General features: G+C 64.1%; 14 protein-coding genes. 7 read left to right on the forward strand and 7 right to left on the reverse strand.

What is annotated here, in order from left to right:
• Window positions 1–475: 475 nt before the first annotated feature.
• The 4 genes from BUB39_RS15110 to BUB39_RS15125 are packed head-to-tail and all read right to left on the reverse strand — an operon-like array spanning window position 476 to window position 5,404.
• Window positions 476–1,711, reverse strand: a complete 1,236-nt coding sequence (locus BUB39_RS15110) for a Zn-dependent hydrolase (protein WP_073054834.1) — start codon at window positions 1,709–1,711, stop codon at window positions 476–478.
• Window positions 1,708–2,700, reverse strand: a complete 993-nt coding sequence (locus tag BUB39_RS15115; RefSeq protein WP_073054836.1) for an ABC transporter permease — start codon at window positions 2,698–2,700, stop codon at window positions 1,708–1,710. The genes BUB39_RS15110 and BUB39_RS15115 overlap by 4 nt, the downstream gene beginning before the upstream one ends.
• Complete coding sequence (locus BUB39_RS15120) at window positions 2,697–4,307, reverse strand: sugar ABC transporter ATP-binding protein (RefSeq protein WP_210187085.1); 1,611 nt, start codon at window positions 4,305–4,307, stop codon at window positions 2,697–2,699. The genes BUB39_RS15115 and BUB39_RS15120 overlap by 4 nt, the downstream gene beginning before the upstream one ends.
• Entirely contained in the window at window positions 4,304–5,404 is a 1,101-nt protein-coding gene (locus BUB39_RS15125; protein WP_073054838.1) for a sugar ABC transporter substrate-binding protein, read from the reverse strand. Before BUB39_RS15125 ends, BUB39_RS15120 begins: the two co-directional genes overlap by 4 nt.
• 344 nt (window positions 5,405–5,748) lie before the next feature.
• Between BUB39_RS15125 and BUB39_RS15130 the strand changes: the two genes are divergently transcribed.
• Together BUB39_RS15130 and BUB39_RS15135 are read left to right on the forward strand one after the other, a co-directional pair.
• On the forward strand, window positions 5,749–7,830 hold the full coding sequence (locus BUB39_RS15130; RefSeq protein ID WP_210187086.1) for a hydantoinase/oxoprolinase family protein: 2,082 nt from the start codon (window positions 5,749–5,751) through the stop codon (window positions 7,828–7,830).
• An 11-nt stretch (window positions 7,831–7,841) separates the two neighbouring features.
• A complete protein-coding gene (locus tag BUB39_RS15135) occupies window positions 7,842–9,641 on the forward strand; it encodes a hydantoinase B/oxoprolinase family protein (protein ID WP_073054843.1) in 1,800 nt (599 codons plus the stop codon).
• Window positions 9,642–9,672: 31 nt separating this feature from the next.
• On the opposite strand, the gene BUB39_RS15140 is transcribed toward BUB39_RS15135, so the two are convergent.
• Together BUB39_RS15140 and BUB39_RS15145 are read right to left on the reverse strand one after the other, a co-directional pair.
• Complete coding sequence (locus BUB39_RS15140; protein WP_073054845.1) at window positions 9,673–10,830, reverse strand: ABC transporter substrate-binding protein; 1,158 nt, start codon at window positions 10,828–10,830, stop codon at window positions 9,673–9,675.
• Window positions 10,831–10,850: 20 nt separating this feature from the next.
• The gene (locus tag BUB39_RS15145) at window positions 10,851–11,849 is read right to left on the reverse strand and encodes a GntR family transcriptional regulator (RefSeq protein WP_073054847.1); all 999 of its coding nucleotides are present in this window, start codon (window positions 11,847–11,849) and stop codon (window positions 10,851–10,853) included.
• Between the two features lie 237 nt (window positions 11,850–12,086).
• Between BUB39_RS15145 and BUB39_RS15150 the strand changes: the two genes are divergently transcribed.
• Genes BUB39_RS15150 through BUB39_RS15165 form a run of 4 tightly spaced genes read left to right on the forward strand, consistent with a single transcriptional unit; the run spans window position 12,087 to window position 15,150 of the window.
• Window positions 12,087–12,842, forward strand: coding sequence for an SDR family NAD(P)-dependent oxidoreductase (locus BUB39_RS15150; protein WP_073055602.1), 756 nt, complete (start codon window positions 12,087–12,089; stop codon window positions 12,840–12,842).
• Between the two features lie 23 nt (window positions 12,843–12,865).
• Entirely contained in the window at window positions 12,866–13,768 is a 903-nt protein-coding gene (locus BUB39_RS15155; RefSeq protein WP_073054849.1) for a polysaccharide deacetylase family protein, read from the forward strand.
• Window positions 13,769–14,245 (forward strand): ureidoglycolate lyase, encoded by a 477-nt coding sequence (locus tag BUB39_RS15160; RefSeq protein ID WP_073054851.1) that lies wholly within the window; start codon window positions 13,769–13,771, stop codon window positions 14,243–14,245.
• Window positions 14,242–15,150, forward strand: coding sequence for an allantoinase PuuE (locus BUB39_RS15165; protein WP_073054853.1), 909 nt, complete (start codon window positions 14,242–14,244; stop codon window positions 15,148–15,150). Before BUB39_RS15160 ends, BUB39_RS15165 begins: the two co-directional genes overlap by 4 nt.
• Before the next feature lie 30 nt (window positions 15,151–15,180).
• Here the strand turns inward: BUB39_RS15165 and BUB39_RS15170 are convergent, their stop codons facing one another.
• Window positions 15,181–15,867 carry a GntR family transcriptional regulator gene (locus BUB39_RS15170; RefSeq protein ID WP_073054855.1) on the reverse strand — a complete coding sequence of 229 codons (687 nt, stop codon included), beginning with the start codon at window positions 15,865–15,867 and terminating at the stop codon, window positions 15,181–15,183.
• A gap of 465 nt (window positions 15,868–16,332) precedes the next feature.
• Here BUB39_RS15170 and BUB39_RS15175 point away from each other — a divergent pair, with 465 nt between their 5' ends.
• Window positions 16,333–17,664 carry an aspartate aminotransferase family protein gene (locus BUB39_RS15175; RefSeq protein WP_175561881.1) on the forward strand — a complete coding sequence of 444 codons (1,332 nt, stop codon included), beginning with the start codon at window positions 16,333–16,335 and terminating at the stop codon, window positions 17,662–17,664.
• The last annotated feature ends 2 nt before the right edge of the window (window positions 17,665–17,666 follow it).

A 17,666-nucleotide genomic window follows, 5' to 3' on the forward strand; every position in this document is an offset into this window, starting at 1 on the left:
GATGCTCGATGCGGCAGTTGTGAGCCTATCGCTGATTGCATAATAACCGAAAGTGGTACGTCGAACGAATTAGGGCTTTAAAGTGGCGTCGCCATGATCTGTTGCAATCGAGCAACAAACAGTGAGCGGCGGCCTGGCGCGGGGCTCTTCGCGCCCATTCGCCGTCACCTCAGATGGATCCAATAGCACCGTCGCTCGCTCCGGTTGCGTGGCTGAAACGGCGCGCGGGCGGAATCTCTGCAACCGAATCGGCACGGGTTGTGGAGGGGGCCTCGACGCGTCAGCGCGAGAGGCGGCGGCCCGCGGGTCGGCGAGCACGTCCTTCCCGCGACGCGCTGATCGTCTATTGCTCGACGCGTTTCGTCATTGCGATCACGACTTGCGAACTGCGAGCACGGTGTCGGGCGGCGGGACGTCGATCAGCGGCAATTCACGGCGCGCAGCGACTTATCGCCTTCAATCCCGTCCGGCCCCTTTAGTAGGCCAGTCGGTGCAGCCCCGCTGCCAACACCTCGATGCCGGCGACGATGTCCGGTATCGACGAAAACTCTTCAGGCGTATGACTGCGGCCGTCCTTTGAGCGGACGAAAATCATCACGGTGCGCGCGATCTTCGCCATCTGCTGCGTATCGTGCCCAGCGCCACTCGCCATGGTCAGCGTCGGAACGCCCTGCACGGCAGCTGCCTCGCGGAATGTGGTCACAAGTCCTGGATCGCTGAGGCACGGCACCTTTTCGATGCCAATCTCCCATTCGATCGCGAGACCGCGCCGCTCGGCCACTTCTCGCATCAAGCCTTCATGCAGCGCATAGAGTTGCAGTCGCTTCTCGGGATCGGGATGACGAGCGTCGACCGTAAAGCTGACCGAACGCGGCACGACGGCGGCGCCGTTCGGGTCAGCAGCGATGCGTCCGATCGTCGTCACCGCCGGACGACCCAGTCGATGCGCCGTATTGATGACGCCGCTCGCGATCTCGGCGAAACCGGCCATCGGATCGCGTCGAAGATCCATCGGGAAGGCACCCGCATGGTTTTGCTCACCGGTGAGGCGGACATGGTAGTGCCGCAGGCCCGTGATCGCGTCGACGATGGCGACCGGCAGGTCCGCATGTTCGAGGATCGGACCCTGCTCGATATGGAGCTCGATGAAGGCGTCGATATCGTCCCGCTTGGCGGATGGGATGGCTTGCGGATTGAGCCCGATGGCCAGCATCGCCTCGGCCATCGTCTCGCCTGAGTAGCCCTTCATCGCCTCGGCATCGCCGGGTGCGATGGCGCCGGTAATCGCGCGCGAGCCCCAGAAATTGGCGCCGGGGAAGCGGCTGCCTTCTTCCTCGCAGAGCGAAAGCGCCTCCATAGTCCGCTTCGGACTGCCGAACTGTTCCGAAAGGGCGCGGAGCGCGATCAGGGCGCTCAGTGCGCCAAGTGTGCCGTCATAGCGTCCGCCCGGCGTCTGCGTATCGATATGCGAGCCCGAGACGATCGACTTGCCGCCTTCGGTGCCCGCGAGCTTCGACCAGACATTGCCGACGGCGTCGCGACTGACGGAAAGACCGGCCTCCTCGCTCCAGCGAGCGAAAAGGTCGTTCGCTGCGACCCATGCGGGCGAATACACGGTGCGCCAGACACCGGTGCCACTATGGGCTCCGATCGTCCCCATTTCCATGATCATGGCTTCGACAAGGGCTGGGTCGATGTGAATGCGCGTCATGACAGCCGCTCCTGCCGGCCACGAACAAGTTGCGAGAGACAGACGGCTATGACGAGCGCGCCGCCATAGAAGAGATCCTGCACGAACGTGCTGATACCGAGGATCGACAGGCCGGTGATGCCGGTAACAAGGAAATAGACCGCGATCACGGAGCCGATAGGATTGAACCGCCCCGGCGTGATCGTTGTGGCGCCGAGGAACGCCGCCGCGAAGGCAGGGAGCAGGTAGCTGAGGCCCGAATTGGGATCGGCGGCGCCGAGCGATCCGACCGACAGGATGCCGGCGAAGCCGCCAAGAAGCCCCGAAACAAGGAATGTCGCCGCCCGCACCTGGTCGACACGGATGCCCGAAAGACGTGCGACCTCACGGCCGCGGCCGACAAAGAGCAGCCTCTGTCCCGCCGCCGTATAGGTGAAGACGTACCAGATGATCGCCGCGATCAGCAGCGCATAATAGAAGGCGAGCGGAATGCCAAACAACCGCGTGACGATCACGACATTGGCGATGGCGAAGTCGATGCCGCTGATGGTGTTCGAATTCGATATCCAGAGCGTGATGCCATGCAGGAAGGTGCCCATGCCGAGCGTCACGATCAGGGAATTGATGCGGAAGTAGAGCACGATCCAGGCATTCACCGCACCGATGACGAGACCAACCACGAGCGCCATCATGGCCGCGGCGAAGATCGGCCAGCCGAAATAGACATTCAGCACCGCGATCGTCATCGAGCTCAGGGTCAGGTTGCCGGCGATCGAGAGATCGTAGTCGCCGGCCGTCAGCGGGATGATGAGGCCGAGCGTCATCACGACGAGAACGGCCTGCGATCCGAAGATCGTCGAGAAATTGGCCCATGAGAGGAAGACCGTGGGCTTTACCGCGCCAAAGGCGGCAATCACGATCAGCCATGCGATCAGCAGGCCGTAGCGCTCCCCGCGGTCGATCCAGACTTGTCGGCGAGCGGCGGCGTTGGCCGCGGTTTCGGCAGTCATGATGCGGCGGCCTCCGTGTCGGACGAGTTAGCGAGGTCATCCACCCTCAGGTAGCAACTCTCGGCGATGGCGGATTTCGAGATGGCGTCGCCGGCAAGCTCGGCGACTTGTCGGCCCCGGGACAGCACGATCACCCGGTCGCAGATGGCGGCGAGTTGCTCATGGTCCGAGCTCGCACAGATCACGGCCGCACCCTCGCCCGCCATCTTGCGGATTTCGCCGAACACCTGGGCTCTCGCGCCGATATCGACTCCCTGCGTCGGCTCGTCGAGCAGGACGAGGCGCGGCTTCATCTGGAACCACTTCGCCAGCACGACTTTCTGCTGGTTGCCGCCGGACATGGCGCTCATCAAAGTATCGGGGTCCCGTGGGCGAACATCGAAGGCCTCGGTGCGTGCGGCGGCGAAGTCGCGCATAGCGCCGCGCGACAGGCGGGCCTGGCTGCCGAACCGATCGAGAACCGGCAGTGTCACATTGTCGGTGATGCTGAGGGTCGGCACGATGCCGGCGGCGAGGCGGTCGCCCGGAATGAGCACTACGCCGAGGCCTACCGAGCGATGTGGTGTCGCGATGGAAAGATCCTGCTCGGCGCCGTGCAGCGTCAGGAAGCCGGACTTAGCCCTAACAGCGCCAAAACACATGCCGACGACGTCATCATAGCCCGATCCGATCAGCCCGGTGATCCCAACGACTTCGCCGGCGCGCACACGGAAGGAGAGATCTGCGACGCTGCGACCCGAGAGACCGCTGAGCACGACGGCTTCAGGCCCCAATTCGCGGACCTCGGCCCGCATTCCCGCGAGATCGACGGCGCGCCCGACGATGAGACGGATGATCTCCGCCTTGCTGGCGCCCCGCGTCGCGAGCGTCCCGGCCACGCGTCCGTCGCGGAGCACGGTGATGCGGTCCGTGATCTCGGCCACTTCGTCGATGTCATGCGAGACGAAGATGACACTCGCGCCTTCAGCGACGATGCCGCGCACGAGCGCGAAGAGCTTGCGGACGTCTTCGGCCGGAAGGAAAGGCGTTGGCTCGTCGAGGATGAGAATGCGCGCCAAGGCGTCCGGCGTTTGTTCCAGCTGATCAAAGGCGCGAACAATGGCGAAGAGCGCGCGCTGGACGGAACTCAGCCGCTCGACCGGCGCGAATGGGTCGAGCGAGAGGCCGAAGCGCGCGAACAAGGCCCGCGCCCGCTCGGCCTGGCGCCCCCAGCCTATTTTCCAATTGGCGCGGGTCGCATGCTCACCGACGAGCAGGTTCTCAAGCACCGTCATCGACGGCACCAGCCCGAGATGCTGATGGACGAAGGCGATGCCGATCTTGCGGAATTCGCCTGCCGGCAGGGGCAAGGCGACCGGCCGGCCGGCGACCGTCAGCTTTGCACCCGGATCGGGCGCGTGGAGGCCGGCAAGAATCTTGATCAGCGTTGACTTGCCCGAGCCGTTCTGTCCGAGCAGGCCGAGGACCTCGCCGCGACGAACCTCCAGCGCAACATCGGCGAGCGCTTGCGCGCCGCCGAAATGCTTGGAGAGCCCTTCGACACGAAGGGCGATGGCGGGCGCGGCATCCGGCGCGCCCGCCTCCCCTGCGGTCAGCTCAGACGTCACAGCTTCCACAGAGCCTTGTACCCGGCGAGATAGGCGTCGCCGTAACCCTTCGAAGACTCGGCCGGCGTTCCTGCAGTCGCGGCATTCGACGCATCGAAGATGAAGAAGGGGATCTTCGGATCCTTGACCGGGGCGAGGCCGCAGAGGAGACGCATCTGGGCGTCCAGCAGGCCGTAGGCGATCCAATCGAGATTCTCGCCGACATCCATCTCCACCTGACCCTTCTGGATCATGTCGAGCACGAAGGGCGTGCCATTGAAGGTCGCGATCTTCACCCGGTCCGAGGCGCCGGTGATCGTCAGCGCCGGCACGACGAACTGGGACATGCTGTCATAGATCGGGATCACATAGTTGATGCCCGGATCGGCGATGACGGCCGACTGGACATTCGGCTGGATCTTGCTGGCCCAATCGGGGATCGAGACGTTGACGATCTTGTAGGTGCAGTCAGGGCAGTCGGCGAAGGCTTCCTTGAGGCCGGCGACCATGGAGTCGGTCGAAAGCACCTCATTGGTGACGAGCACCAGGGCATTGGTCTTGCCGGCCGTCTTGGAGATCGTCCACTCGGCGAGCAGCTTGCCAGCCTGCTTGTAGTCGATCGGGATCGCAGCCGTGACGCCGCCAGGGACGTCCTGCTCGAAGCCGGTGACATGCGAAGCGGTGACGGCGACGCCGGCATCGCGGGCGGCCTTGATCTGCGGCACCAGCGAGCGCGGATCGGCGCCGGCCAGGAGGTCGATCAGGTTGAACTTGTTCGAGACGCCAAATTCGACGCCCTGCACCCACTGCGTCGGCTGGCCCTGATTCTCCCAGATCTGGAACTTGAAACCGACATCCTTGGCGATGCGAGCCATGGATGCATTGATCGTGGCAAGGAACGGCACAGAGCTCGACCCCGGGATGGAGAGGATCGACTTGCCGGCCATGCAAGCCTTGGCGTCGAACGCCTCGCCGGCCGCCTCGAAGGTGGGGATTGCTGTGTATTTCGCGAGGTCGGCCGCCGCTTTGGCCGGCGCGTCCTCGGCATGCGCACCGTTCATCATGAGGCCAATGGCGAAGGCTGCGCCTGCCAGCTTGATCGAATTCCCTGACATCATTGCTCCCGTCCTCTTAATGCCGCGGCTTTCATGCCATCGGTATACATAGTGCAGTATTCACAGCGTGTTTTCCCGTGCGCGTCAACGCCTGTTTGGCCTTTCGCCTTCAATTCTCGAACCGCCCATCCCCCTTCAGACCAAAGCGCACGCACAAGCAGCAGAGCGCCGCAAATTCCGGCAGCTATTGTGCGCTTTATAATCGGAGCGCCGACCCGTCACCGCTCCCGCAGCCGTCAAGGCGTGTCAAAGCGGAAACAGCGTGGATACGCTCTGGACCTGCTTGGCAAAATATGGACTATGAATCCATAGTACCGTATCGATCGGCGGATAGCCTGCGGAGAACCATGATGAGAACAATCGGCGTCGATGTCGGGGGCACGTTCACGGACCTCGTCTATTGCGACATGGAAAGCGGCGCACTCGCCATCCACAAGGTGTCGACGACGCCCGACGATCCCTCCCGCGGCGTCATGACCGGCATCCGCGAACTTTGTGCCGCCAACGATGTCGATCCCGCCACGATCGACTATGTTTTCCACGGCACCACCACAGCCACCAACGCCGTGCTCGAGAACAAGGGCGCGCGGGCGGGCATGATCACAAATGAGGGCTTCCGCGACATCATCCATATCGGCCGCCACCAGCGTGTCGAGCACTACTCTATCATTCAGGAGCTGCCCTGGCAGCATCGGCCGCTGGTCCGTCGCCAGCACCGCAAGACCGTTGCCGGCCGGCTCGTGCCTCCGACGGGCGCGGAACTGGTGCCGCTTGATCGCGACGCCGTGCGCCGCGCCGCCGAGGAGTTGAAGGCCGAGGGCGTCGAGTCGGTCGCCATCTGCTTCCTGTTCTCCTACCTCAATCCGGCGCATGAGCTAGAGGCGAAGGCCATTGTCGAACAGGTGATGCCGGGCGCGTTCGTGACGACATCGTCGTTCATCTCCCCGCAGTTTCGCGAGTTCGAGCGCTTCACGACGGCCTCGCTCGCGGCCTTTATTGGCCCGAAGGTCGATCGCTATATCGACCATCTCGACACGGCGCTGCGCGACACCGGCGTGCATGGCGATCTCCGGATCATGGCGTCGAACGGCGGCGTCGCAACGCCCAAGATGGTCGTCGAAAAGCCGACGCTGACCCTTCTCTCTGGCCTCGCAGCCGGCGTCCTCGGCGGCAAGTGGATCGGCGATCTCACTGGCCGCAGCCGCCTCATCACCTTCGATATCGGCGGCACCAGCGCCGATATCGGTATCGTCGTGGACGGCGTCTTCGCAGAGACCGACGCGCGCTCAACCTCGATCGCCGGCTTTCCGCTGCTGACCCCGATGATCGACATCCATACAATCGGGGCCGGCGGCGGCTCGATCGCCCATATCGATCGCGGCGGCGCCTTCCGCGTCGGCCCGCGTTCGGCGGGCGCCGTGCCCGGACCGGCCGCCTATGGACGCGGCGGCAGCGAGCCGACCGTCACCGACGCCAACCTCGTTCTCGGCCGCCTGATCGCCGAGGACTTCCTTGGCGGCGGCATGACGCTCGACGAGACTGCGGCGCGCCGTGTCGTCACTGACCTTTCGGAGCGTCTCGGCCTACCCGTCGAGGAGACGGCGCATGGCATCCTGACCATCATCAACTCGAACATGGCAAACGCCATCCGCTCGCGCACGATCCAGAAGGGCATCGATCCGCGCGGCTTCGCGCTGGTCGCCTTTGGCGGTGCCGGGCCCCTGCATGGTGTCGAGGTCGCGGCAATGCTTGGCATCACCGAAGTCATCGTGCCGCCCTATCCGGGCATAACCTCGGCGATGGGACTTCTCACGACCGATCTCAAATATGACGTGACGCGCACGCAGTTCCAGGTTTCCGGCGGCGTCGATCTCGACCGGATCAACGCCGATATCGGCGCTATGGAGGCCGAGCTTGCGGCGCAGTTTGCCGCCGATCGCATCGATGCGACAGACGTCTCGTTCCGGCGCGTCGGCGACCTCCGCTACGTCGGTCAGGGCTATGAACTGAAGATCCTGTTCCCCGGCGGGCCGATCACGCCGGAGAACCTCGCCGAGACCTTCGAAGCCTTCCACCGCACGCATGCCGCGGAATATGGCCATGCTTTCCGCGACAGCCCGATCGAGATCGTCAATCTTCGCGTCAGCGGCATCGGCCGCATGCCGAAGCTTGATCGCCTGAAGACGCCGGAGAGCGGCAGCCTCGCCGCGGCGCTCGTACGCACGGCTCCATCCGTCTTCCGCGTTGGCGATCGGCTGGAGACCGTGGACACCCCGATCTACCGCCGCACCGCCCTCCCCGTTGGTGAGAGCTTCCCCGGTCCGGCGATCATCCTCCAGAAGGATTCCACGACTGTCATGCCCCCGAACACGCGCGCGGTGGTGGACGCCTCCGGTAGCATCCTGATCAGCCTCGAAGCCGCGAACTGAGGGAGACGAAGATGAGCGAGACCACGCTGAACGCACATTCCGGCCACGCCGCTGCGCCGACCCGCGTCGACCCCGTCACTGGCGCCGTCATCCAGGGCGCGCTGGAAAACATCGCGGTCGAAATGGGCCACAAGCTCATGCGCATGAGCTATTCGAGCATCATCCGCGAGTCCGAGGATTTCGGCACCGCGCTCACAGATGCGACGGGCCGGCAGCTCTGCGAATGCAAGATGAGCACGCCTCTGCAATCCGGGCCAATCCCCGGCTATGTCAGGGGCATCCTGAAGCAGATGGCTGCTCGCGGCGAGACGCTGCAGCCCGGCGACGTCATTATGCACAATGACCCCTATGGCGGCGCCAGCCATGGTCCTGATGTCGGCTTCGCGGTTCCCGTGTTCCTCGATGGGACGCTGATCGGCTTCTCAGTCACCACCGCGCATCACCTCGATATCGGTGCGCTGACGCCGGGCAGCACGGGCATCGTCGATGCAGTCGACACCTATGCCGAGGGCTTGCAGTTCAAGGCGATCAAGGTCGTGGAAGCCGGACGTCGTAACGAGGCCGTCTGGTCGATTCTCCGCGACAATATCCGCGCCTCGGCGCTGGTGGTCGGCGACATGGAGGCCCAGGTCCAGACGGCGCAGATCGGCGCCGAACGCTTCCTGGCACTCGTCCATCAGCACAGCCTGAAGACCGTGATGGATGCGTTCGAGGATCTGCTCGACTATTCCGAGCGGCTGATGCGCAACGCGATTTCCGCTCTGCCCGATGGCGACTATTCGGCGGTCACCCATATCGATGGCTTCCTCGACGACGCCGATCCCTCGCGCCGCGACCTGCCGATCGCCGTCACATTGAAGGTCCGCGGCGACAGCATCACCGTCGATCTGACGGGAACGGCACCGCAATTGCCGGACAAACCGATCAACATGCCGCTCGTCGGCACGGTCGATATCTCCATCTGGCTGACACTTCGCTCGATCCTGCTCGACAGCGTCGTCTATGGCAGCATCCCGCAAAACGAAGGTCTCTCGCGCCCGATAACCATCGTTGCCCCGCGCGGCACGATCGCCAATCCGATCTTCCCGGCGCCTGTGATCGCCCGCTTCTGCCCCGGCAACGCGCTGGCCGACACCGTGATGAAGGCGCTCGCTCAGGCAGTGCCGCAGCAGGTTTCAGCAGGCATCGGCAATCTTCGCGTCGTCGCCTTTTCCGGCATGCGCGAAGGCCAGCAGTGGGTGCATATGGAGATCCTCGAGGGCAGCTATGGCGGCCGCTACGGATCGGACGGCATGGATGCAGTCGACACGCTGTTCGCCAATACGCGCAACAACCCGATCGAAGACATTGAATCCCATCTGCCGATCCGCGTCGACCGCTACGAGCTTCGCCACAATGCGATGGCAGCTGGTCGCACCCGCGGCGGCATTGGCACGATCCGCGAGTTCACGTTCCTCGACGACGGCGCCTTCTCGGTCGAGGGCGACGGGCATCGCTACCGTCCCTGGGGGTATGACGGCGGCGATGACGGCTTCCAGGCGTCGTTGAAGCTCGTCCACAAGGCGGGCGGCAGCGAGGACCTCGTCTCCAAGGTGCCCTACCACAAGATCCGTGCTGGCGATCACCTGATCTCGGAAGGTCCAAGTGGCGGTGGATACGGCAACCCGTTCGAGCGCGATCCGGAATCCGTGCTCTCGGACGTGCTCGAGGATCTCATCTCGGCGGAGATAGCCGAGCGCGACTATGGCGTGGTGATCGTCGCCGGCAGGCTCGATGGAACCGCGACCGCGGCGCGGCGCGCAGCCGCGTAAATATTCAGAGGCCGCGTTTCGGCGCGGCCTCTCAGGCCTCGAGGAATTCCCGCCAGCGGCGGACGAGATAGGTATGCTCGTCCATGAAGGCGTTCCAGACGCGGACACGCGACATCCGCTCGAAATAGGAGCCGCCCTCGCGGACTTCGCCAAGCGCGACCATCGGCTGGCCGAGTGGATCTGTGAGCACCGCCTCGGCCGGCTTTCCGGCATACCAATAGTCCCACTCCGCCGCCGAAAGATGGGGCCGCACGAGCTCGGGCTGGGCGAAATAATAACCCTGCCGCGTCGTGACGGCGCCGCCCTTCCCGTTCATCCACCAGTTGAGATAGGCATAGGCGGCGTCGAGCCGCTCGCCCGTCGCCGCCGAAGAAATGCAGAGGTCGACGTGCCAGCCGCGATAGCCTTCGCGCGGAACGGCGGCAATCACCGGCACGCCCTGGCTGCGCAGCATGGCGAGCGCCGGCGAGAACATCGATTGCAGCACCACGCCGCGCTGCATCGAGCGGGCGCATTCGAGATAGTTGCTCCAGATCGTCTTGAAATGGCCGAGCTTCTTCTTGCGCAGCAGGATATCGACGACCGTGTCGATTTCCTCGACGGTGAGATTTCCGACCTCGGCGAAACGGATGTCCTCGGACGCCTCGACGGCAAGCGCCGCCTCGATCATGCCGAGCACCGGATCGCTCATGATCGCCACGCGGCCGGCAAGGCGCGGGTCGAGCAGCCAACCCCAGCTGTTCGGCGTGCCATTGCCGAACTCCTTCAACACCGATGGCAGATAGGCGAAGGCGTCAACGCCGTGCAGGAGCGGCAGCATGACGATGCGGCCAGTCGGCGTCGAACCGAGCGCGCCGGACGGCTGAAGGAACAGCTGGTTGAACACCGAGCCCATCGCCCGCGCATCGCCCTGCCGCTCATAGGCCTGGCCGCGGATGAGATCGGCGTGATCGATGCGCGAAAGATCGATCGCCTGGATCGCGCGCGCGGTCCAGATCAGGTCCACCGTGTGCCACTGGTGATAGACATCGAAGGTATCGGGGCTGGAGACCACCCGCTGAAGACCCTTCACGCTGTCGATCAGCTCGAATTCGATGTCGAAGGGAAGGTCGGCCGCGGCCAGCTCCAGCACCGGGCGGGGCAGAACCTCGCTGCGGCCGATGACGCGGAGCTTAAGGGGTTGAGACAAGCGAAGATCCTGCGCGGCGGCTAGTGAATGCGGACGAGATAGGGAGCGATCTCGGCTGCGTCGAACACGGAAAGAACCTTGAGGCGGGCGCGGCTGCGCGCATGGTCGGCATCAAGATGATGGCGCATGGCAACCGTAGCGCCCTCGGCATCGCCAAGCAGCATGTGATCCAGGATGAGGGCATGCTCGCGCAGCATGTCGCTCTCGTCGTGCAGGCCGATATAGGTGGCGAATAGCCTGTTGATGACGAGCGAAACCTGCTGGAGGCGGACGGCACCAGCAAGACGTCTGTTTCGCAGCGGCTCCAGAGCCTCGACATGCAGCGCCTGCTCCATTGCATCGACCTCGCCGACCGAGAGCGCCGTCGAGCGCTCGAGCGCTTCCGTCACTGCCGCGCGGCTGTCGCGCAGAAAGCCGGCTGAGAGCATCGGCATGGCCGATGCCAATGCGCCCGGCTCGATCAATCGGCGGATTTCATGCGCGTCGTCCAGCATGCGGGCGCTGAGCGGCCCCGCGATCCAATGGGAGCTGCGATCCTTCACGATCAAGCCTCGGGCGTCCAGCCGGGACAGCACATCGCGCACGACAGTCCGGCTGACGTCGAAATGCTCGCCGATGAGAGATTCCGATATCTGAAAAGTCCCGAACGGGATGCAGTTCAGGATCTCTGCCTCGACGGCCTCGAAGATCCGCTCCCAGCTCGCCTGGCCAAGATTGTCACCGAGCTCCAAGGGCAGGTCGAGTTCAAGGCGATGGAGATTGGTACGTTCGGGGCTCGTACCCGCTGCCGCATCGCCGACCACATAGCCCTGCGAACTCAGAGCCGTAATCACGCCGTCGGCCTCGAGCAGTTCGAGCGCGCGCTTCACGGGCGGCCGACTGACGCCGAGCCGGTCAGCGACCGCCGTGGTTAGGAGGCGCGTGCCGACAGGCAGATTGCCGGCAGCGACATTGGCCGAGAGAACCTCGCGCACGATCTGATAATAGGGCTTGCTGCCGCCGGTCGGGGCTCTGGCCATGGCTCTCGCGAACAGGGCTTGGTTACGCGGCGTCGCCGCGCGGGAGTCGTCATCCCGTTCTAGCCTATCTGCCGCGCTTCCGGCACCATTCCCTCGCGTCCCGTCGACGCACGAACCCCTTAGCCCAGGCTTGCGCTCTTCATCACGCGACGGCGAGTTGCCGCAGCTCGCTAAGCGAGGCGCTTCCGCTTGCATCCATTTCCGATATTTGATCAGATATCACAAATGGAGATCGGCATGAAATCGTTCAGTTTGGCCGGCCGCACCGCGGTGGTCACAGGGGGCAGCCGCGGCATCGGCGCCGCGATCGTCGAAACATTCGTCGAACACGGCGCGCGCGTCTTCTATTGTCATGTTGGCGACGAGGCGCGGGCAGAGGCTCTTGATGCGCGCCTGTCGACAGACGGCCGGTTCGCGAAAGGCACGGTTTGCGACGTCGCCGACGAGCAGGCCGTCGCGGCGTTCTTCGACGGTGTCCGCCAGGAAGCGGACGCGATCGACATCCTGGTCAATTGCGCCGGGATCGGCGGTGACAAGCCGTTTGGTTCGATCACGGTGGCCGATTGGGACACGATGATGGGGGTGCATCTGCGCGGCACCTTCCTCGCGACGCGTCAGGTCTTCGACGACATGGTTTCGCGGCGCTATGGCAGGATCATCAATTTCGCGTCGCAACTGGCTTACAAGGGCGCGCCCAATCTCGCCCATTACTGTGCCGCCAAGGCCGGCATTGTCGGGTTTACCCGCGCCTTGTCCTATGAGGGCGCTCCGCATGACGTGCTGGTGAATGCCATCGCGCCAGGACCGGTCGAGACCGAACTTCTGATGGGAATGTCGGATTCATGGCGGGCCATGAAGATGGGCCAGTTGCCGATCGGTCGTTTCGGTCAGCCGGACGAGATTGCCCCGGCTGTCCTGCTGCTCGCCTCCGAATCCGGATCCTATTTCGTCGGACAAACGCTGTCGCCAAACGGCGGCGATGTGATGATCTGACGGCGCACGAAGGACCTCACCTCATGGACAGAGTGATCGACCCTGCCAAGATCGCGGGCCGCGTGCCGTTTTCGCCAATCACGAGCCGGCCGGCCTTCCGCCTGCCGGGCGATGCTCGCGTTGCGGTGTGGACGATCGTCAATGTCGAGAACTGGAGCCCTGCCCGGCCGATGCCGCGCGCAGTTCTCCCGCCGCCGATGGGCCGCATGCTGCTTCCCGACATTCCAAACTGGGCCTGGCATGAATACGGACTTCGCGTCGGGTTCTGGCGCTTCCTCGACGTGCTCTCGTCGCGCGGGCTCAAGGCTAGCTTCGCCGTGAACGGATCGGCGATCGCGGCTTATCCGGAAGTCTGCACGGCAGCCCGCGACGCGGGTTGGGATTTCGTCGGCCATGGCTATGAACAGCGCCCAATGCATGATGTCGCCGACCAGGCGGATGCCATACGACGCACGATTGCTGCGATTGCCGAATTCACTGGCCGGGCGCCGCGTGGCTGGGAAAGCCCCGGCCTGACCGAGACCGAAGAGACGATCGACCGGCTTGTCGAGGCGGGTATCGACTACGTCTGCGACTGGTGCCTGGACGACCAGCCGGTGCGCCTGGCCGCCGCCGGAGGATCGATCGTTTCGGTCCCGTATACGGTCGAACTCAACGATGTTGTCGTTCACGCCGTCCAGGGCCACAGTTCGGACGAACTGATGAAGCGTGGCATCGCCCAGTTCGATCGGCTCTACCTCGAAGGTGCCGAAACGCCGCGCGTCATGGCGATTTCCATCCATCCCTACCTGACGGGCGTGCCGCATCGCATCGGCTATCTCGAGGAGCTTTACGATCACATCCTCGCAAAGGAAGGCGTCGTCCACTGCACCGGCGCCGAGATCTGCGACTGGTTCATCGCCGAAGAGAAGAGGCTCGGGGTCTAGATGCGCGTCGAGCCGCTGACAGACACGTCGTTCGCGGCGTTTGGCGCGCTGATCCGCCACCCCGGCGGGTCTGAGCGCCATTATCTCCCGGCCGTGCTCGCAACGCCGCTGCCAGATGCCAGACCCGCCCTCTGGATCCACCCCGTTAAACCGGCCCAATGGCCGCTCCGGATCGACAAGCTGGAGCGCCATCCGCATGGCGCACAATCCTTCATGCCGCTCGGCAGCGGCCACGCGCTGGTGGTCGTTTGCGGGAAAGATGCCGAAGGCATGCCTGATCCCAAGGCGTTGCGGGCGTTCCTGTGTCCACCGGCCACGGGCTTCACCTACCATCCTGGCGTCTGGCACCACGGCCTCACGAGCATCGACGCCGCGATCGACTTCGTCGTTGTGATGGCTGCCCACGGGGTGACCGGAGAGACGGACTGGTTCTCCCTTCCCACCGCGATCACCATCGAGCACCGGGATCTGCCATGACCGACAACGATCTGCCCCCACGCGACTTCATAGGCTACGGTCCGACCCCGCCCCATCCGCGTTGGCCGGGCGGCGCCCGGCTGGCGCTCAACATCGTGCTGAATGTCGAGGAGGGATCCGAGCGGTCGTTCCCGGACGGCGATGAAATGACCGAGGACGGTTTGACCGAAGGCGGCGTCGGCGGTTTCAAGGGCCGCGATCTCGCCGCGGAATCGATGTTCGAATATGGCGCGCGCGCCGGCTTCTGGCGCATCTTGCGCACGCTTGCCGAACGCGGCGTGACTGCGACGACGTTTGCGTGCGCCGTGGCCATCGAGCGCAATCCGGCGATCGCCGCGGCGATCCGTTCAGCCGGCTTTGACGTCTGCTGCCATGGCTATCGCTGGGAGCCCGTGCAGTTGCTCGGCGAGGAGCGGGAGCGCGAACTGGTCGCGAAGGCCGTCGCGAGCCTGACGGAAACGCTCGGCTCACCGCCATCCGGCTGGTACTGCCGCTATGCACCGAGCGTCTTCACCCGGCGCATCATCGCCGAACATGGCGGATTTCTCTATGATTCCGACAGCTACGCCGACGATCTGCCCTACTATGTGCAGGTTGCCGGCCAGCCGCATCTTGTGGTGCCTTATACGCTCACCAACAACGACACGAAATTCGTTCGCGGCGGCATCTCGACGGGACGGCAGTTCGCCGATTACCTGATCGAGGCCTTCGACGTGCTGTACCGGGAAGGCGCCGAGACACCGAAGATGATGTCGGTGGGTCTGCATTCTCGGATCATCGGCCACGCAGCACGCATCTCCGGCCTTGAACGATTCCTCGACCATGTGGCGCGGCATGACGATGTCTGGATCTGCCGGCGCGAGGATATCGCCCGCCACTGGCTCACGGAACACAAGGCTGCTTGAGGCAGCGGCCCCTGCTCTCCCGCCCGCGCCTCAGATAGCAGCAGGCTGCGCCTGTTGGGCGCGGCGCACGGCGCGGCTCCATGCCATGCAGATATTGTCGAGACGCTCGGCAAGATAGTTCTCGAGACCCTTCTGGTCGCGCTGCTCGATGAGATCGACGATCCGGTTGTTCTCCACCGGAAGCATTGGCGTCCGATCCGGCATGAAATCAAAGAATGATGCCGAGGAATATTGCCAGGTGCGGTCCCACAGCTCCTGGATATGCGCGCGCAGAAAGGCATTCGGCGCGCGGGACATCAAGAGCGTGTGGAATGCCCGGTTGCCGCGCGCCGTCGCGACAGGATGCTCGAGATCTAGTTGAAGCTCGCCTATGAGCCAGCGCATCGACTTGACCGTTTCAGCGTCGTGATAAGGCGCTGCGGCGGCACAGGCGAATGCCTCGAGCCGCAACCGTACCTCTTCGATTTCCCAGGCTGACTGGAATGACAGCCGCGCGACTTCCGCGCTGCGATGCAGGTTGAGCAGAACGAGCCCATCCTTGTGCAGCAGCCGCAGCGCCTCGCGGACCGGCATTTCGCTGAGACCTAGCTCGCCCGCGATATGCGAAAGCCGCAACCGCTCTCCAGGCTTCAGCGTGCCATCAAGGATGCGCCGACGCAGCGTCTCATAGGCGTGATCCGTCTTGGAGAAGGTCGGAGGGTTTTCTGCAGCAAGCATCGTGGGTTGGTCAGCTGATCCGGACGGCCGAGTAGTGCGATCGATCGCAAGACAACTCTTGTTCAATCGACCGCGCGCGGGCGCAAGTCAAGCATCCACCTCCAACGTTCTTGATGGCGAGCTTATCGAGCCGCCGCTTCATTTCTCGGCACACCCGCGACCCACCCGAAGGAATAACGCCTTGATATTGCTGGCCCCACGCTGGCCATCGCAGTGCAGCCGGCCATGGAGTTCAGCAAATAGGCAGTCAGGCTCTGACGTGCCCATTTTATGGCATTGCCTGAAAATGTGATAAAGTTTGATATCATATCAGATGTAAAGAGAGGGCGGCCGATACGCGCCCTTCGAAGAGCTGGCATTCGCGACGGCACAGCCGAGGGGCGATGCCAGCGCGATACCGGGCGGCATGCGACGGCAATGGTCAGCACAGCGCGCCGACAAGAACCGAATCTCCGGGAGGACGATGTGTCCAATTTCAGCTATCTCCCCACCGACGCCATCGCGGGCTCGAAAGCTCTGTTTGAGCGCGCCAGCAAGGTGGCGCCGCTCGGGGCACAGGGCGACGGCAAGTATTATGCCCCCTACCCGCACTACCTGAAGCGCGGCTTCGGCTCGAAGGTCTACGACGTCGATGGCCGCGAATATATCGACTACTGGAACGGCGCCGGTCCGGCCGTGCTCGGCCATGCCGACCCGCGTGTCGATGCGGCAGTCGCCGAGACGATGCGCACGCGCGGCACGGTCTTTTGCGCTGCGAACGACCTTGAGGTCGAGCTCGGCGAAGCGATGGCGAAGCACATCCCCTGTGCCGAGATGTCGGGCTTTCTCAACGCTGGATCCGACACGCTCTATATGGCGGGCCGGCTGGCCCGCGCTGCGACGGGGCGGTCGATCTTCGTTAAGTTCGCCGGCTCCTATCACGGCTGGCACGAAGACTTCCTTTTCAACGTCCAGTCTTATGCCGGCGGCCCCGGCAATGACGGTCTCTACCAGCCGATCCCGGAAACGACGGGCCTCAAGGCAGAGACGATCGCGTCGATCCGCGTTCTCGACTACAACGACATCGAGGCCGTGAAGGAACTGTTCCGCGTCGAGGGCGATCGGATCGCCGGCGTCGTGGTCGAACCCGTGATGCACGGACCGCTGACCGGCAATATCGTTCCGCTGCCCGGCTTTCTCGAGACGTTGCGCCAGCTTTGCACCGACTACGGCGCGCTGCTGATCTTCGACGAGATCCTGACCGGCTTCAGGCACCATATCGGCGGCGCTCAGACAATCTTTGGCGTCACGCCCGATATCGGATGCTTCGGCAAGGCAATTTCCAACGGCCTGCCGATCGCCGCAATCACTGGCCGCCGCGCCGTGATGGAGCATCTGGCGCCCGCTGGACGCGCATTCTTCTCGGGGACCTATAACGGCAATGTCGCCTGCGTCTCGGCGGCCCTCGCCACGATCGGGCAGCTCGCCGACGGCGAAGTCCATGCGCATATCGCGGTGCTTGGCGAGCGGTTGCGCGCCGGTCTCGAAGAGGTCTTCGCCCGGCGCGGCATCGCGGCCAATGCGAATGCCTTTCGCTCGATCGTCGCGATTCACAACAGCGATCGCCGCCTCAATTCCTTCGGCGACGTCTGGGCGCATCACGACATGAGCCGCGCGACCGAATTCGCCAGCTTCCTCTTCGACCACGGCATCTACGCCAAACCGCGCAAGGTCCAGCGTCTGCTGGTATCCGGCGCCCATACCGAAGCCGAGATCGACCGGACCATCGACGTGGTCGACCAGTTCTACGCAGCGTGAGG

This window comes from Kaistia soli DSM 19436 (genome assembly GCF_900129325.1).
GTDB classification, from domain to species: domain Bacteria; phylum Pseudomonadota; class Alphaproteobacteria; order Rhizobiales; family Kaistiaceae; genus Kaistia; species Kaistia soli.

Coding starts and splice junctions, on each gene's coding strand:
- BUB39_RS15110 (WP_073054834.1), bottom strand. CDS start 1,711: ATGACGCGCATTCACATCGACCCAGCCCTTGTCGAAGCCATGATCATG.
- BUB39_RS15115 (WP_073054836.1), bottom strand. CDS start 2,700: ATGACTGCCGAAACCGCGGCCAACGCCGCCGCTCGCCGACAAGTCTGG.
- BUB39_RS15125 (WP_073054838.1), bottom strand. CDS start 5,404: ATGATGTCAGGGAATTCGATCAAGCTGGCAGGCGCAGCCTTCGCCATT.
- BUB39_RS15130 (WP_210187086.1), top strand. CDS start 5,749: ATGATGAGAACAATCGGCGTCGATGTCGGGGGCACGTTCACGGACCTC.
- BUB39_RS15135 (WP_073054843.1), top strand. CDS start 7,842: ATGAGCGAGACCACGCTGAACGCACATTCCGGCCACGCCGCTGCGCCG.
- BUB39_RS15145 (WP_073054847.1), bottom strand. CDS start 11,849: ATGGCCAGAGCCCCGACCGGCGGCAGCAAGCCCTATTATCAGATCGTG.
- BUB39_RS15150 (WP_073055602.1), top strand. CDS start 12,087: ATGAAATCGTTCAGTTTGGCCGGCCGCACCGCGGTGGTCACAGGGGGC.
- BUB39_RS15155 (WP_073054849.1), top strand. CDS start 12,866: ATGGACAGAGTGATCGACCCTGCCAAGATCGCGGGCCGCGTGCCGTTT.
- BUB39_RS15160 (WP_073054851.1), top strand. CDS start 13,769: ATGCGCGTCGAGCCGCTGACAGACACGTCGTTCGCGGCGTTTGGCGCG.
- BUB39_RS15165 (WP_073054853.1), top strand. CDS start 14,242: ATGACCGACAACGATCTGCCCCCACGCGACTTCATAGGCTACGGTCCG.
- BUB39_RS15170 (WP_073054855.1), bottom strand. CDS start 15,867: ATGCTTGCTGCAGAAAACCCTCCGACCTTCTCCAAGACGGATCACGCC.